This window comes from Rhodococcus sp. NPDC056743 (assembly GCF_042790355.1).
In the GTDB taxonomy this organism is placed as follows: domain Bacteria; phylum Actinomycetota; class Actinomycetes; order Mycobacteriales; family Mycobacteriaceae; genus Rhodococcus_F.
The window spans coordinates 72956-87913 of the sequence record NZ_JBHTZI010000015.1 but is presented as its reverse complement, the minus strand read 5'-3'; the positions used below and the strand labels follow the sequence as shown (position 1 = coordinate 87913).

Here is a 14958-nt window from a genome sequence, read left to right as displayed (position 1 = left end):
CGAATTGAATTCCGATCAGGCTGCTCTGAAAGCCGGCGATGAAACTACTTGCATAACGAGCATTTGAGATTGCTCTGCGACGCCACCCGGACTTATGCTTGCAAAATAAGGCATAGGAGCGGCAATGAGTCAGCCACGTCGAAGTTCACCGACGCGCAGCAGTCCTATGCCTGAAATTGCACGCATCGGTGAGCTGTTTGCCGAACGTAGGGTCCAACTCCGACTCACCCAGCAAACACTCGCCGACCTAGCCGGGGTGTCCCGATCCAGCATTCAATCGCTCGAATATGGCACTGGATCCGTGAAGCTGGCATCTATCATCGAAATTGCTGACGCCCTCGGACTTCGCCTGCAGCCAATCCCGATTGCCGAAGTTGAGATGCCTCGATGAGCGGCCCTCGCAGCACGACGTTGACGGAAATCGGAAATGCAGACGTCTACATCAGCACTTCTCACCGGCTTACTTCGCCGCCTGACAACACTGATGTGACAACAACTTCGATCGGAGCTCGACATGAGCATTGACCACGTAATTTCAGCAGTCGGTAGCACCGACGCGGAAAAGATCAAGACCGCGCTGTCCGCGCTCGCTCAAACCTCAACCAGCACGACGACGCTCGCGATCGACGGCGTGACAATTGACATCCCACCTTCAGTGGGCGATGCCGTCGTAGCGCTGCTGACTTACCTCGCCAACGGTGACAGCGTCGCGCTCGGCGCCGTGGCCGAGCTGCTCACAACGTCACAGGCCGCGGAAATTCTCGGCGTCTCCGACACGTATGTCCGCAAGCTTGCCGATGCCGGCAAGCTCCCGATCGAGCTACGCGGAACCCACCGCCGATTCCGGCTCGACGATGTCATGGCCTACCGCGAGCAGTTCCCCAAGCGCGCCTAGCTCTTGGTGTACATGCCTTCGATCTCCTTGGAGAAACGGTCGACGACTACGTTTCGCTTGATCTTGAGCGTCGCCGTCATTTCGCCGTCTTCCTCGGTGAGATCCCGATCGAGAATGACGAACTTCTTGATCGACTCGGCATGTGAGACAGCCGAATTAGCGTCATCGATCGCCTTCTGCACCTCTGCTCGAAGATCCTTGTCGTCACGCAATTCAGCGACAGTTGCCTCGGCGGGCTTGCCGTTGTCTGCCTTCCACTTCTCGAACACCTCGGGATCAACTGTCAGAAGCGCCGTGACGTAAGACTTTCCGTCGCCAACGACCACCGCCTGCGAGATGATGGAATGAGAGCGGATCCGGTCTTCCATCGGGCCGGGTGAAACGTTCTTGCCGCCAGCCGTCACCAGGAGGTCCTTCTTACGGCCCGTAATGGAAAGGTAACCGTCACTGTCGAGTTCACCAAGATCGCCGGTGCGCAGCCAGCCGTTGTCGAAGGACTCTTCGGTGGCTTTCTCGTTCTTCCAGTAACCCTTGAAGACCACTCCCCCGTTGAGTTCGATCTCGCCGTCTTCGGCGATACGAACGCCGTTGCCGCCCATCGGCTGTCCGACGGTTCCGATCTTCTGAGCACCGGGAATGTTGACGCAGTGAGCTGCAGTGGTTTCGGTGAGTCCGTAGCCTTCGTAGATCGGAACGCCGAGCCCACGGAAGAAGTGGCCGAGTTCCGGTGTGAGTGCGCCGCCGCCGGAAATGGCGAACCAGCATTCTCCGCCAAGCGCTGCGCGCAGCTTCGAGAAGACAAGCTTGTCGGCGACGGCATGCTTCGCCTTGAGCACCAGGGACGGGCCGCCCTGGTCGAGAGACTGGCTGTACTCCTTGGCCGTTGCTTCCGCGAAGGCAAAGATGGCACCGGGAATCTTGCCGCCGGACTCCGCCTTCCGCGCGGCTCCGTCGCGAACCTTCTCGAAGACACGCGGGACGCCGAGGATCGTATTGGGCTTGTAGCGCTCGAATTGAGTTGTGATGTTTGAAAAATCAGACCAATGCGCCTGCGCAGCACCAGCTTCGAACGTCGCCAAAGACACTGCACGAGCAAGCACATGGGCGAGGGGAAGGAAGGTCAGAACCCGGTTTCCCGGAACCGCGACCTTACCGATCGACGCAGTGAGAATGCCCCGAACCTCGGACAGGAAATTCCGATGAGTGAGGATGCAGCCCTTCGGCCGTCCCGTCGTACCGGATGTGTAGACGAGGGAGGCAAGGTCGTCGGCGCGAATACCGTCGAGCCGCTTCTTCAGCTCGGTTTCGTCGACGTCGATGCCCTGCTTTGTCAGCTCCGCAACTGCGCCGGCGTCAATCTGCATGACAGCGCGGAGGCTAGGAGGCGCATCCTGGAACAGCTGCTCGTGCGTCCCAGTCTCCACGATGGCCATGACAGACTCGGAATCCTCGAGGATCCAGGCAACCTGGCCCTTCGATGACGAGTCGTAGATCGGAACCGTGGCAGCGCCGGCCGCCCAGATGGCGAAGTCGAACAGCGTCCACTCGTAGCGGGTGGCAGACAGAAGTGCGACGCGGTCGCCTGGCTGGACACCGGCGGCAATCAACCCGTTTGCCACGCCCATGACCTGCTCGGCAAATTCCTTCGCCGATACGTCGACCCACCCGTCGCCTATCGGCCTCGAGAACACCGTGAGGTTCGGGGTGCGCTCGGCGTGAGTGAAGACGGTATGCACCACCGACTCGTTGTCGGAGATGGTGAACTGGGCTTTGGCGCTGTACTCACTCACAGGGTGTCATCTCCGTCGGTCTGCGATTCTGTGCTGATTCTGAAGCGGTGAAGTGCACGGGCGAATTCCTCGATCTCGGACTCACTCCAATCGTGCAGCCTGCTGACAACTTGGTCGAGTCGACGCGCGTCGGCGGCGTCGAGGTATTTGCGACCCTCGTCAGTGAGGTGGAGCGGATTACCCAGGCGAACGGGTCCGGGATCGGCATACACCCAGCCTGCGTCGATGCAACCGCGCACTTGGCGCGAGATAGTCGAGCGGTTGACGCCGAAGACGTCGGAGATCTCCGTGGCCCGGCAGCCGTCGTGGCGGCCGATAAAGGAGAGGAAAGAATGCTGCGCGATGGACGGCTGATCGTCGGATTGTCGATCGCCTGTCATCAGCTGCCGCGTCAGGTGCACCAGCTCGTCATGGACGGCTGGTGGACCGGTGAGCGACATTGCCCCGTTGTGTTGCACTGAGCAACTATAACGCCGACCCCTGTGTCCGACGCAATATGACCGCCGCCACCGGCAACAAGAGCGTCGGTGGCGGCGGTCAACAGTTACACCAGATCTTCACCGCTCCGGCGAGCCTCCGCCCAATCCTTGAAGAATCCCTTGCTGATGACTCCCAGGACGACCAGGACCAACGCCGGCCAGATCAGAACGTAAATGGTCAGTAGAGCTGTGCTCATTCGAGCCCCTTCCAATTGTCTCGACGATTACTTTCCGGACGCGCCCAGGGCAGAAGCGTCGTCGTGCGGCAACTCGTCGTCGTCGAAGTCCCCTGTCCGTTGTTTGATCAGTTCGAAGTCGAACGTCTCGCGCTGATTGACAGACATCGCAAAGCACACGACGGTACTCACGGCATAAGCCACCAAAGATCCACTGAGCGTTGGGTAGTCGTGCAAGAACCCGATCGCAAACGGCGCGGACAGCACGATCGCCAGGCCGCCGACAATCTGCGCAACCTTGAGCCCGAAGAATCCAAAGGCCATGAGCCCCAGGACCACTCCGATACCGATCACGGAAACGATGTCGGAGAGAATCCCGAACATCCCATCCATCGGCACCCAACTGAATCGGACAGGCAGGAACGCGGCAAGAGCAACGAGCACCGACACGGTGAACGCCTTGTTGGTGACCTTCCCCCAATAGAAGCTCGCGATAACCGGGAACACCAAAGCGCCCCACAGCGCGCCGACGAACACCAGCAGATCCAAAATGCTCAATTGCAGACTTGCCAGGGAGATAGCCGCGGCTGTCGCAACGATCATCGTCACGCGGCCGATGAGCAGCATCCGCCGTGGGTTGGCATTAGCCTTGCCGGCGACCGCCTGACCGTAAACATCGGTCATCACGATCGATGAGAGTGCCGCGAGATCAGAGTCCGCGGTGGATGACAATGCACCCACGATCATGACGAAGAAGACAGCCAGCAAGATCCCGGGCAGGTACGACGCGGCCATCTGCGGAATCAGGTTGTTGACGTCACCATCCATCGGCTCGATTCCGAGGTACAGCGCGAGAACGCCCAGCATCCCGACACCGATGACCGTTGCTCCATACCCCACGGTGGCAGTGATGAAGGTGGGCTTGATCAGGTCTTCGCGAACCGCGAACAGACGTTGAGCGATGGTCTGGTTGCCAATCGCGTAAGCGAGAACTGCCGCGATGTACGGCGCACCCTGTTCGAAGAAGGCGACGCTCGAGAAGAAGTTGCCCTGCTCAGCAGTGAGGTTGCCTGCGCCGGATTCGAAGGCCGCGGGGAACCCTGCGGCAAAGAAGATGAACGGCACCAAAACTGCTACCGCACCAAGCATTCCGATCAACTGCACGAAGTCGGTCAGCACCGAAGCGCGGAAACCCGACCACAGCGTGTACAGCAAAACGCCCAGCGCAACGATGAAGACACCCTGAATGAAGTTGAACGGGGAAAGCAGCGCGATCAGCAGACCACCAGCGAGGAAGTTCGACATCAAGCTGATGAGGCTGCCGACGATATTGGAGCCTGCGAGCATCAACTGACTCGAGCGTCCGTGCCGGGCGTACATGACCTCGGCCAGCGTGTGGGCTTTCGGCGCCACTTTGCGAATTCGCTGGCCAAACGGATAAATAAAGAGAATCATCAACGCGCCCCACAAACCGTAGTGGATAGGGCCGGAGATTCCGTAGGTGTAGCCGGAAGTGGCGGATGCATACATCGACGACGCCCAAATCCAGGTGGCCGTCATACTTGCAGCCGAAACACCAAATCCTAATTTATTTCCGGCAGTCATAAAACCGTCGGCATTTTCCTGCTTCTTACCGATACGAAGAGAAATCAGAAAAGTTCCACCATAAAAAGCAACAAGCAGTGAAACAATTACCAATGTACTGAACTGGACCATGTCGGACCCCGTCACACGCCACATCCTTCGCACATAATCGGCAGAACAAACGCGCAAAAACCCCTGTTCAGGAGCTTTGCGCTTCGATTCTGCACGCCCTAGGAGCGACCGTCATACCCACACCGGTCACATATTCAATTGACTAGCAACATGCACTTCGTCTTTTTCGAAACCCAACCTCCACAAAATAAATCTTCTGCGCAAGCTTTTGGCTCGACCACGCAATTCAACAACTGAGAATCGACCCTAGCATGACGGCAATTTCGAACAAAAACTCAGACATTTTCCCGCCTGAAAAGATTCAGGAGACGGACACCGAAAAATCACGCGCTTCCAGCGCATATAACAACTCGGCATCAATTGAAATCAGCGCTCGATCTGATCTGCCCACTACTTCGACAGGACCATTCGCGATCATTCGCAGGTACCGGAGGGTGTCGCGCACAATCCAGGTCCAATCGTCGTCGTCGAGTCGTACTCCGGCTGTCGCTGACCAACTTGAGCGTCTTTGCGACGTCAATGAGCACTGCTGTTCGCGAATCACTCCCGGCAGTGGTGTCGATCCATGCACTGTTCCAACCAAGTTCAGCTCGGGCGGACGCAACACCTCGAAGTAGTTGTCATATCCACTAGGTAGCTCCGCTTTGTCAACTGCGGCAAATAGTTTCGGTGCGAAAATGAACCGACATCGAGCGCTACTGCCGTTGCGACTGCCGCGTCGGCCTCTATGAGAACAAAGCGCTCTAGCCGCTGAGACAGGACGGCGCCTCAATCGGCTGGTTTTCGACAATCTCATCGAGGACCAACGTGTGGCTCCACCGGGCACGGACGTTGTACTCGTATCGGATGCACTCCCCAACCTTTATAGCTGCCCCGTCGATTGCGGAGACTAGATCTTCCTACCGATAGGCCGAGATACTCACTGCCACAATGCTGTCGGATTTTCCGGGATTCGAGCTACATCGTTCTGCGGCTGTTTGGTTCCGGTCAGCACGAGCCGACGCGAACATTCTTGATCATCCACTAAGCGGACAATTGCTATCGCCGACTACCGTAGACCTGACACCCACCGCACGAAAACAGTGCCAAGCGCCTGCTCGGACTGGCACAGAACACGAGGATCCATGAGCGACCACGACACGACCGCCGACCAGCCCCTCCACATCAACGGCGCCATTGCCCTGGTGACGGACGAGCGCGACGAATTGGTTCGCCTGTGCACTCAGACTCTTGCTGAACTGCTGGGCAGCGAGCCTGACACCGATGACGACGGCGACATTGTCGTCCCGGTTCACGGGTTTGTGGTCTACGTGACGGTCGCGGATGACGGCCCGCAGATCAACGTCTGGTCCTCGGTTCTCACCGGCCTCGGCAATCCTGCCCATGCTGCAACGCAGCTGATCGAACTCGCACAGGAATGGCCGCGCCTGCGCTTCGCCTTCAGCGGCGACCACCTGCTGGTCTCGACAATGCTTGATGCGGATCCCTTCGCTCCGCAGCATCTACTCAACCTGGTCGACGAGGTGCACGCCTTCACTCACGAACTCGACGACGATTTTGCAGAGTCCTTCGGCGGCACTCTCGACTGCGACGAAGATGACGACAGCTACGCCGGCGAATGCAACACCGGTGGCTGCGGCGACGATTGTGACTGTGATTGCGGCGATGACGCAGCCGAGAGCGAGATCGATATCAAGGAAGTCGCGTCGACGCCCAACAAGTAGGCATACGTCCATGCTGGTCGTCCTCGATGGAGATAGGCACGGAACGCATTTTGAGTTGCATCCGTGTGCTGGAGCTGATGCCTGACACAGACCTGCAAATGCACCCGATGCCAGGACGTTTGAAACCTCATACAATGCCGATCAGCGCCGTGCACAGATTACGCATTCGGCGCTAATCTGAAGTATGAAAGAGAGCTGGGCGTCTAGCGATGCGGTTCGCGCGAATATGCGGGCGAACCGGTCGCGAGATACCAAGCCCGAGTTGCGAGTACGACAGATTGTCCACTCCCTTGGGTTGCGGTATCGGGTAGCTGCCCGACCGCTCAGCGACTGTAAGTTCACCGCTGACCTTGTTTTCACGCGCGCACGAGTTGCTGTCTTTGTTGACGGCTGCTTCTGGCATGCTTGTCCCGAGCACTATCGGCTGCCCAAAACCCATCGAGATTACTGGGCAAAGAAGGCAGAAGGAAACCAAGCGCGCGATCGCCATGTTGTCGCGTCGCTCGTCGATGCAGGCTGGATTGCGATGCGTTTCTGGGAACACGAAAACCCGACTGCGGTGGCCCAAGCAATCCAACGTCAAGTTGTTTCGCGTTCTCAGACTCGCTGGAGCAAGCGGATCATCCCCTGACTGCTCGGCGCCTACGTTCGGAGTGAACTAACTACGTTGCACGCGGGCGACCCCCACCTCTAGATGCTGAAGAAGTGCCCGTATGTCGGCAACATCCATGCCGGCACCCGCAGCGGGTTCTTCTTCGAGGTCTGCAAGCTGTTGGACTCCAGGATCATCGAGAATACGACCCATGAACTCAAGCTTCTGTTCTAGTCGCGAACGGACAACCTCGTCAATCGTGCCCCGAGCCGCCAAGATCGTCACCCGAGTTTCCGCATCGGGAGCCAAACCGAGACGATGAATCCTGTCCAGGCTTTGCAGAAATCGTCCAGCCATAAAGTCACGGTCCACGTACACCGCATCATGGCAATCATGGTGGAGACTGATCCCCTCACCGAGCGTAGCCGGGTTGGAGATAAGCACATGACAATCCGAGTCCTCACGAAAACGACGCAACTGATCCTCGCGATCAGCAGTGCCGCCATACACCACAGCCGGGTTGTAGCCTCCGAGCAGTTTCTCCAGGGTAGTGAGACTACGCACGAACGTCGTCCAGACGAGCGTCTTTCTGCCATTGGCGGCGTTGTCAGACACGATCTTCAGCGTCTCCTGATATTTTGGCGAAAGCTCAAGGCTTGGAAGCTTCTGCAGAAGCTCGAAAAGCGAATCACCCGGCAAAGGGTCCAGCGGCGGCAACTGATATTCCAGCGGTTCGTACTGGCTTGCGCCTTCCATTAGCAGCGCTGGGCTGATTGCAGCCATCAACAACCGCAACATCGCCCGGCCTAGCGATTCGATGTTGCCACGCGACCCCTCTGCTCGGCTAGAGAAGTTGCCCTTCAATGCCTCATAGATCTCAGCATGGATCGGTGGCAGATCCAGATAGCGGATCTTAGGTTCAAACGGAGGAAGGCCCAGTTCTTGCTTTGTGGTGCGGGTGAACAACGGACGCAGTACTGAGCTGGCATATGCCAAGTCCCCCCCACCGACCGCCTCCGATACAACTCGCTTGCCGTGTCCTGGCCACACGAAGGACAGCAGGTTCTCCAAGTCTTTTGCACCATTGGGGGCCGGCGTTCCGGTGAGTATTAGTCGCCTGTCTGCGAGCGGCCCAAGGGCCAGACACGCGGCACCGTAGGTGCCACTGGCTCCAAGCTTCATCCGGTGAGCCTCATCCAACACGACCATCGACGGCCCCGCCCGCAACCAATCGGCCAGACTTCCCAGTGCGCGATCCAGACGCTCGTAATTTACGATTAGCAATTCTGCGAGCGGATCGTCCGAGCGCCCGGTCACCGAAGTCCGTAGAGGTTCTTTGAAACAGAACGAACTCTCGAACTCCCATGACTCATAGGCCGACTTTGGGCTAACAATCAAAAGCCGCAGCGCGTCTCCTCGCTCGCGTATCGCCGCATAGACAGCGAGGGCGACACGGGTTTTGCCAGCACCCGGGACGCTAAAGTTGGCTCCATGACGCAGTGAAAGTAACCGGGCGATATCCCGCTGCTGGAACTCTGTGAGATCAGCAGTCCACTCCGGACCTAACAAACCGATGACTTCATTCGAGCGAACTATGCCGACAGTACTGTTGGAAAAGCTCCCATCGAGGCTACGTTCCACAGTCTCGGCGTCATCGAGAACGCCGTTGACGAGCATCAGCAGGTCGTCATCCCAGTCGACATCAGGATGGGTCCAGTCGGCGAGTTCGTTCAAGTTGACCAAGAAATCATCGATGTCGACCTGAGCAGACAGCGGTCCTCGTTGCCCCCGCGTTGAGATTCGAGCCGCAAGCTGGGCGAAATCCCATTGATATGCGGACTGGGTGCGCAGTTCGACACGCGTACGTGTCACGTCAAATCCCAGATGTAGCGAGGGCGTACATTCTGGTCCGCTCATGGCTGCGATTGCTTCACATCGACTGCGTCGATCAGCCAACCCAGGCCGCGCCCAGGTAGGTTAATGCTGCGCTGCGCCTCGACCGACAGTTTGCGCAATACTGCGTGCAATTGGTCGATAGCGTCATCGAATGCACCTTCGTCGAGACTGGAATTACCCCTGGAAATCACCACGTCCGTAATTGACTGTTCCAGATCTTTGCAGGCGTCGATGATCCGATCTGGCGCCGCCTGACGCTTCTTACGAAGCCTGAACTCCCGGCCGGCGTCCTCGATAGCATCATCGAATGCACTCTTGTAAGACGCAATAACGTCCGACGCGGACGTAGGAGTAACCCCGTCGCCAGCCGCCTCCATGGCCTTTGCCTGAAGAAGCTTGTTGGTGACTGCGCGTGCTGCACTGACGTCTGCGCCAGCCGCCTTGACCGTGCGATTCAAGCCAGGGATCATAACGGATTGCGTAACCGCAGTCTCAGCTGCTTTGAGATCCTTCGGCAGATTCTTGTCCAGGTAGCGGCTCTGAAAATCAGCATCCACATACCGGACGTCAGTCTTTGAGAAGCCAAGCATGATCGCCGCGAGCCTGGCCTCTTTAAGTAGGTCGGCCCGTTCCTTACTTTTTTCGTGCGCCTTGTCATAAGCACGGAAAAGCTCAGCAAGCTTTTCTTGTGACCCCTCGAAGTCCATTAGACGCAGCGACGCGCCATCCTCAGTGACACTTCGTGCGATCAGGTCGCGGAGCTGCGCAAGGACCCACTGATCGCGCTCGCAAGACTGCATAGTGGTGTGGAATGCACTGGCGATCACCGAAAGATCTCGATTTAGCTGGACCCGCTGCTCATCGATGGCGAGCAGTCGGTTGATGTACGAGTAATCGCGCCGCGTATCTGGGCGCAGCTGAAGTGACAACTCAACATCATTGATGTCCTCCCATGTACAAGATGCCGGCAGTACCCCTACGCGAAAGTGGGACTTGGTATTTAGTTCTCGCAGCGCCGCGCAACGGGTGTTGCCGTTGACCAAAATCCCATCACGTGTGATTAGACCTGGCTCGATTTGCTTGTGCTCTTCAAGGCTATTCTTCAGGTCATCGAAAGCAGGATCACGGCGTTCTGTCTCTGAGGGACGAATCGTCAGCAAATGCTTCAGATAGTCCTGGCTTTCCGAACTCCATGGATCCCTCGTCAATTCCGAATCCCTGCGGGGATTGAGGCTTCGTTGCGCACGGATTCGATGAGTGCCCGGGTTGTAAAATAGCGAGTTTAACTGCACGTCAATGACTTCGACATGCAGAGGCAATCCTCGCCACTCCACGGTCATGGTCTCTGAAACGCCAGGATTGTCGCGTTGATCCTTCAGCCGCTCCTCAACGACCGCTCGGAATGCAGCAGCATTCGGGGGAACCCCGAAGTCGGTAAACATATCTTGACTACTCCTCAAGGTGGCGGAGAACAAATTAACAAGGTGACTGACGAGGCCGGTCCTCAGCCCGACTGCGGTTCAAAGCTAATTCAGTGCCGCGCGGACTTCGTCTCTGCAATCTGCAGGGAGCGTCCGATATGCCGCCCAAATCGCCTCAGCTTCACTGAAGCTGCGAGCATCGCGGTCAACCCAGGTTGCGAGCATCTTCCGCTCATAGACTGGAAGACGACCAACGCGCGTCAGAACGTCGCCTAAATCTGCAACAAGCTCCCGCCCACCAACTCGGCAGCGGTTGCACTCGATGATCAACTGCACACTGCTCTTACCGCTTGGCATCCGGACCGCGCGCCGAGCGACATCTAGCTGCGAAACTACGTAGGTGCCGGCATAATGCTCACCAGGTCCGATTCCGCAGGAGCGGCACTTGTGACCGTCGCGCATAAGCAGCGCGTGACGCTCCGCGGCGGTCACCGTGACGCCCCGCTTCCTCGTAGCCTTGCCTGGCTCCCACACCGCGGCACCCTGACTCACGAATCTCTGCTCGTGTGAACCCAATGAGGGGTCCTCGCGATTGGTGTCGATTCTCCAATCAAAGTCACGCAAGTCACGCATTCGGCGATCAATCTGCGATGTGTCGGGGAAGGCCTCACGTAGCTGAGTCTTCGTGAACATCTCACCAACACCGACCTCCTGCACGAGCCAAAGCGCGACACGCTTCATAGTGCCCAAATTCGAGTCTTTCCAGGACGGCGTTGACACGGCAATCCACCTTTACTCATTCAAATAGCCAGCCCATGCCACGGCAAGGGAAAGGGACCGGCATGCGGTTTCGGTCATCCCCACTCAACAGCAACTGGCGCCCAACTGGAAGCTAATTCGTGTCCCAGGTCTGGCCGTCTATAAATTGGGACAGCGACGACAAGCGCAAATAGCGATAGGAGACTGACAATGGCATTGTTCATTGCAACTGACTTCCATCTACTAAAGGAAAATATTTGCCGAAGCGCGGCGAGTTCTCTGAGCTCCATCCTGATTTGCCGTCTGCCCAATTCGAGCTCGCCGTGGCGGTTCGACGCTTAGTCCGCCAGATCGACCTACCATGCCGTGACATCGCACTAAGGCTGGCAGAAAGCGCACGAACCGGCGAATACCTGAACACGGCTGGATTCCTGACCAAATCTGCACTGTCAGACCTCATCAACGGCCGACGCAAACGCGCACTGCGAGACCCCGAACGGCTCAAAGGACTCTGGGAACTCGCAGCGAGCGATATGGAATCCGGGGAGACGGTCATCCCCTGGGAAACGCTAGACAAACTCCGCTTGGCCCTCCAGGCCCCACTGGAATCTGTTGAGCTTCGACCAACTCCATGCCCGATCTGTGGTGTCCTCTGCCAAATATGCAGTGACGTTGAGGTGTCCGCCGACGCCTTAGCGATGACGCCGGCCGATAGCTCAAACCCGATTGCCTCAGCTTGTGTGCCGGTCCCCCGATATCAGGGGGACCGGCACACCGGAATATTCATGGACGTAGCATGGCCGGCCGCGTCAGAAGTATCCAGATATCTCGCCGTCGGCGCGCTCGAGAGCGCAAACGGCCTCATCCGCCATGTCGGCTCTGAAGCGTCGCCCATTGAAACTGCACATGCCATCGCCTCGTGTCGAGATCTCGGCCTCGTCGACGCAGCAGACACGATCATTGCCTATGCCGGCGGTCGAGCCAGGCGCGAAGTCCTGCAGATCCTCCAGTCGCTCAATCAACAAGGCCGACGAGCTGACGCTGACACGCTGCTAACCCGAGCGCTCTCGACGCCTAGGTAGCGCCGCCCCCGGCTCTATACGTCAGAGTGAAGCGGCAGGGGCCTGCACTTCAGGCCACTGCCCATTCTAGCCAATTGTACGGCCTGCTAGACACTTTCCACCTCTAACAAAGAACGAGAGGAATCAGACGACGCCATACGTATTCATACGGAGGAAGTTCCGCCAATTCGCGGCACCGGCGCCGTCGCGCGAATTGGCGGGATGTCGGAAATATCGGCCCCCTGATCGCCTGGCGTGGCGAGCAGCTGCCTGCAGGGACAACATTTGCAACAATAACGTTGCCCTTCAACCCGAGTACCGCAATTCGAGATAGGCGACCGCCTTCTTTCGCGAATTGGGCCGCTAAGGATGGCATTGTGTCCTCCAGAATTGGCCCCGACCGAACGCCACCGTTCGCCTGCACTCACCTTGGTGTCAACTGGAATGCGGAGGTCTGTGGTGCGCTTCGACAGTCCAGCCGACCTTCAACTACTAGGACAGCTCAGGGACCCAGGTGTCCACCTTCACAGCTCGAACATAGTCAAACGTATGTTCGAAATTTGCGGTAGCATCAGTCGACTCGCACACAGGGGGCGCTGCAAGCCATGCCAGGACCGCTTTGGGAAGATGTAACTATGCCTGCCAAGAAGAACACGAAGTCTCCAACGACGCGATACCGCGTTGTCGAGATCTGCGCCGGTGCCGGCGGGCAGGCCCTCGGCCTCGAGAAAGCCGGCTTCGACCACGAATTGGCGATTGAGCTTGACAGAAATGCCCTGGACACGCTTGAGCACAATCGTCCATCATGGAAGACCGCCTGGGGAGATGTCGCAAATGTCGATACCTGGAACCCGAACTTATACGCAGGCATAGATCTGCTTGCGGGTGGCGTACCCTGCCCACCATTCTCAATCGCCGGCAAGCAACTGGGAGCATCGGACGAGCGAGACCTATTCGCCTGGGCCGTCGAGACAGCTGGCCAGATCAAACCCCGCGCTCTAATGCTTGAGAATGTGCGTGGACTCTCCGCACCACGGTTCGCCGCCTACCGTCAGCGAATTCTGGACCGGCTGACCGAATTCGGCTACGTCGCCGACTGGCGACTACTACATACATCAAGCTTCGGGGTGCCGCAACTTCGCCCCAGATTTGTACTCGTAGCACTTCAACCTGAGGACGCCGAATACTTCCATTGGCCCGATGCGACCCCAACAGAGCAGACGGTCGGCACACTTCTTGAAGACCTTATGGGCATCAATGGCTGGCGCCATCTCAGAGACTGGGTCAAGATGGCCAACGATATTGCCCCGACCCTCGTCGGAGGAAGCAAGAAACACGGCGGTGCGGATCTCGGACCAACTCGCGCCAAACGAGCGTGGCTAAATCTCGGAGTGAGCGGCATGGGCATTGCCAACGAAGCGCCGGCTATGGATTCACCCCATCCCAGGGACGTACCTCCAAAGCTGACCATTGAAATGGTTGCACGCCTTCAAGGTTGGGAGGACGGCGAGTGGGTGTTCCCTGGCCGAAAGACCACAACTTACCGGCAGATCGGAAATGCCTTTCCGCCGCCAGTAGCAAAAGCCCTCGGATCCTCGATAGTTGCGGCATTTAACAAGTCCACCAGCCGTATGGACATTCCCGAGCTTTCCGCGACGACTACGCACGATGCAATTTATCGAGCGCTAAAATCGACCGAAGGCTTTGTGTCGGCATCTCGGCTCCTCAAGTTAACCGACGGTGTTGTCAACGAGCACCAGCTCGAGCGGCGAATCGCCGACTTGTCCCGTGATTTCCAGGTCGAGATCAAACAAGCGAAGTCTGGAGTCTCGTACAGGCTCGGTGATTTCAAAGGCTTTGTCGGACAAGATGATCACGAGCGGCACGAGTACATCGCCACCTTCCGTTCCCGGGTCAGTTAATCGTTGACGTTCAGTGTGACAACAATGCCAAATATGCTATTGGATACTCGCTCGTTCGCCTCGCCCGCTTGCCCTGGCCGACTTCTTTGTCTGCAGAAAGACGTCGACGCGGAGCTTCCCGTCGCCGACACAAATGACTAGTTAAAAGCAGGCGAAACCGATATCCCGAGCGACGAGCCCAATTGTGGTTCTGTGGTCGATTCTGGGACGGGCGAGGTTGCGTTCCCCCGACTGGAGCACTGCTGACCAGGCAACCGTTTCGCTTTTGGCTCAGCAAAACCTGCGACCAAAAACAGGGTCCGACGACGCTAGCGAGTGTTTCGTCCGCATCGCACCGCGGAACGATCTGATCCAATCGGGGAATCGGACCAGTGCGCGCAGACTGAGCGCCTAGCTGCCGTCGGCGACCGTCTTTGTGTGAAGACCCGCAATTTCTGTACCGTGCACTTTTCAATCATCTGCCAGCAACGGCTGAGCGTCGCGAAGGTTCGAATGTTTGAGAGGTACGAGCGACGGAATGGAAAATC

At 57.8% G+C, this 14958-nt stretch carries 13 protein-coding genes; 7 read left to right on the top strand and 6 right to left on the bottom strand.

The genetic code is table 11. From position 1 onward, the window contains the following. The first annotated feature begins 124 nt into the window (after positions 1-124). Complete coding sequence (locus ACFRFQ_RS28960) at positions 125-391, top strand: helix-turn-helix domain-containing protein (protein ID WP_378665050.1); 267 nt, start codon at positions 125-127, stop codon at positions 389-391. A gap of 123 nt (positions 392-514) precedes the next feature. Continuing rightward, a complete protein-coding gene (locus ACFRFQ_RS28955; RefSeq protein ID WP_378665049.1) occupies positions 515-895 on the top strand; it encodes a helix-turn-helix domain-containing protein in 381 nt (126 codons plus the stop codon). Here ACFRFQ_RS28955 and ACFRFQ_RS28950 read toward each other — a convergent pair. The 4 genes from ACFRFQ_RS28950 to ACFRFQ_RS28935 all read right to left on the bottom strand — a co-directional run bounded on the left by ACFRFQ_RS28950 (position 892) and on the right by ACFRFQ_RS28935 (position 5056). After that, positions 892-2685: an AMP-dependent synthetase/ligase gene (locus tag ACFRFQ_RS28950; protein ID WP_378665048.1), complete on the bottom strand. Its 1794-nt coding sequence runs from the start codon at positions 2683-2685 to the stop codon at positions 892-894. The two genes, ACFRFQ_RS28955 and ACFRFQ_RS28950, sit on opposite strands and share 4 nt — an antisense overlap. Then, the gene (locus ACFRFQ_RS28945; protein WP_172936855.1) at positions 2682-3125 is read right to left on the bottom strand and encodes a MarR family winged helix-turn-helix transcriptional regulator; all 444 of its coding nucleotides are present in this window, start codon (positions 3123-3125) and stop codon (positions 2682-2684) included. Before ACFRFQ_RS28945 ends, ACFRFQ_RS28950 begins: the two co-directional genes overlap by 4 nt. A 104-nt stretch (positions 3126-3229) precedes the next feature. Continuing rightward, complete coding sequence (locus ACFRFQ_RS28940; RefSeq protein WP_221937744.1) at positions 3230-3361, bottom strand: putative transporter small subunit; 132 nt, start codon at positions 3359-3361, stop codon at positions 3230-3232. 27 nt (positions 3362-3388) lie between these two features. After that, positions 3389-5056: a sodium:solute symporter family protein gene (locus ACFRFQ_RS28935; protein ID WP_378665077.1), complete on the bottom strand. Its 1668-nt coding sequence runs from the start codon at positions 5054-5056 to the stop codon at positions 3389-3391. 1124 nt (positions 5057-6180) lie between these two features. Here ACFRFQ_RS28935 and ACFRFQ_RS28930 point away from each other — a divergent pair. After that, positions 6181-6780, top strand: coding sequence for a hypothetical protein (locus tag ACFRFQ_RS28930; protein ID WP_378665047.1), 600 nt, complete (start codon positions 6181-6183; stop codon positions 6778-6780). Positions 6781-6964: 184 nt separating this feature from the next. Beyond that, complete coding sequence (locus tag ACFRFQ_RS28925; protein WP_378665046.1) at positions 6965-7411, top strand: very short patch repair endonuclease; 447 nt, start codon at positions 6965-6967, stop codon at positions 7409-7411. Positions 7412-7438: 27 nt separating this feature from the next. Here the strand turns inward: ACFRFQ_RS28925 and ACFRFQ_RS28920 are convergent, their stop codons facing one another. After that, positions 7439-9244: a DEAD/DEAH box helicase gene (locus tag ACFRFQ_RS28920; RefSeq protein WP_378665045.1), complete on the bottom strand. Its 1806-nt coding sequence runs from the start codon at positions 9242-9244 to the stop codon at positions 7439-7441. Positions 9245-9285: 41 nt separating this feature from the next. Continuing rightward, entirely contained in the window at positions 9286-10710 is a 1425-nt protein-coding gene (locus ACFRFQ_RS28915) for a transcriptional regulator (protein ID WP_378665044.1), read from the bottom strand. A 426-nt stretch (positions 10711-11136) separates the two neighbouring features. On the opposite strand from ACFRFQ_RS28915, the gene ACFRFQ_RS28910 reads away from it, so the two are divergent. From ACFRFQ_RS28910 to ACFRFQ_RS28900, 3 genes are all read left to right on the top strand, one after another. Beyond that, positions 11137-11259, top strand: coding sequence for a hypothetical protein (locus ACFRFQ_RS28910; protein WP_378665043.1), 123 nt, complete (start codon positions 11137-11139; stop codon positions 11257-11259). Positions 11260-12233: 974 nt separating this feature from the next. Further along, complete coding sequence (locus ACFRFQ_RS28905) at positions 12234-12530, top strand: hypothetical protein (protein WP_378665042.1); 297 nt, start codon at positions 12234-12236, stop codon at positions 12528-12530. Positions 12531-13144: 614 nt separating this feature from the next. Then, complete coding sequence (locus tag ACFRFQ_RS28900; protein ID WP_378665041.1) at positions 13145-14431, top strand: DNA cytosine methyltransferase; 1287 nt, start codon at positions 13145-13147, stop codon at positions 14429-14431. Positions 14432-14958 lie beyond the last annotated feature (527 nt).

What these genes read in the sequence shown, in the direction of transcription:
- ACFRFQ_RS28960 (WP_378665050.1), top strand. Translation starts at nt 125, where the DNA reads ATGAGTCAGCCACGTCGAAGTTCACCGACGCGCAGCAGTCCTATGCCT.
- ACFRFQ_RS28955 (WP_378665049.1), top strand. Translation starts at nt 515, where the DNA reads ATGAGCATTGACCACGTAATTTCAGCAGTCGGTAGCACCGACGCGGAA.
- ACFRFQ_RS28945 (WP_172936855.1), bottom strand. Translation starts at nt 3,125, where the DNA reads ATGTCGCTCACCGGTCCACCAGCCGTCCATGACGAGCTGGTGCACCTG.
- ACFRFQ_RS28940 (WP_221937744.1), bottom strand. Translation starts at nt 3,361, where the DNA reads ATGAGCACAGCTCTACTGACCATTTACGTTCTGATCTGGCCGGCGTTG.
- ACFRFQ_RS28935 (WP_378665077.1), bottom strand. Translation starts at nt 5,056, where the DNA reads ATGGTCCAGTTCAGTACATTGGTAATTGTTTCACTGCTTGTTGCTTTT.
- ACFRFQ_RS28930 (WP_378665047.1), top strand. Translation starts at nt 6,181, where the DNA reads ATGAGCGACCACGACACGACCGCCGACCAGCCCCTCCACATCAACGGC.
- ACFRFQ_RS28925 (WP_378665046.1), top strand. Translation starts at nt 6,965, where the DNA reads ATGAAAGAGAGCTGGGCGTCTAGCGATGCGGTTCGCGCGAATATGCGG.
- ACFRFQ_RS28915 (WP_378665044.1), bottom strand. Translation starts at nt 10,710, where the DNA reads ATGTTTACCGACTTCGGGGTTCCCCCGAATGCTGCTGCATTCCGAGCG.
- ACFRFQ_RS28905 (WP_378665042.1), top strand. Translation starts at nt 12,234, where the DNA reads ATGGACGTAGCATGGCCGGCCGCGTCAGAAGTATCCAGATATCTCGCC.
- ACFRFQ_RS28900 (WP_378665041.1), top strand. Translation starts at nt 13,145, where the DNA reads ATGCCTGCCAAGAAGAACACGAAGTCTCCAACGACGCGATACCGCGTT.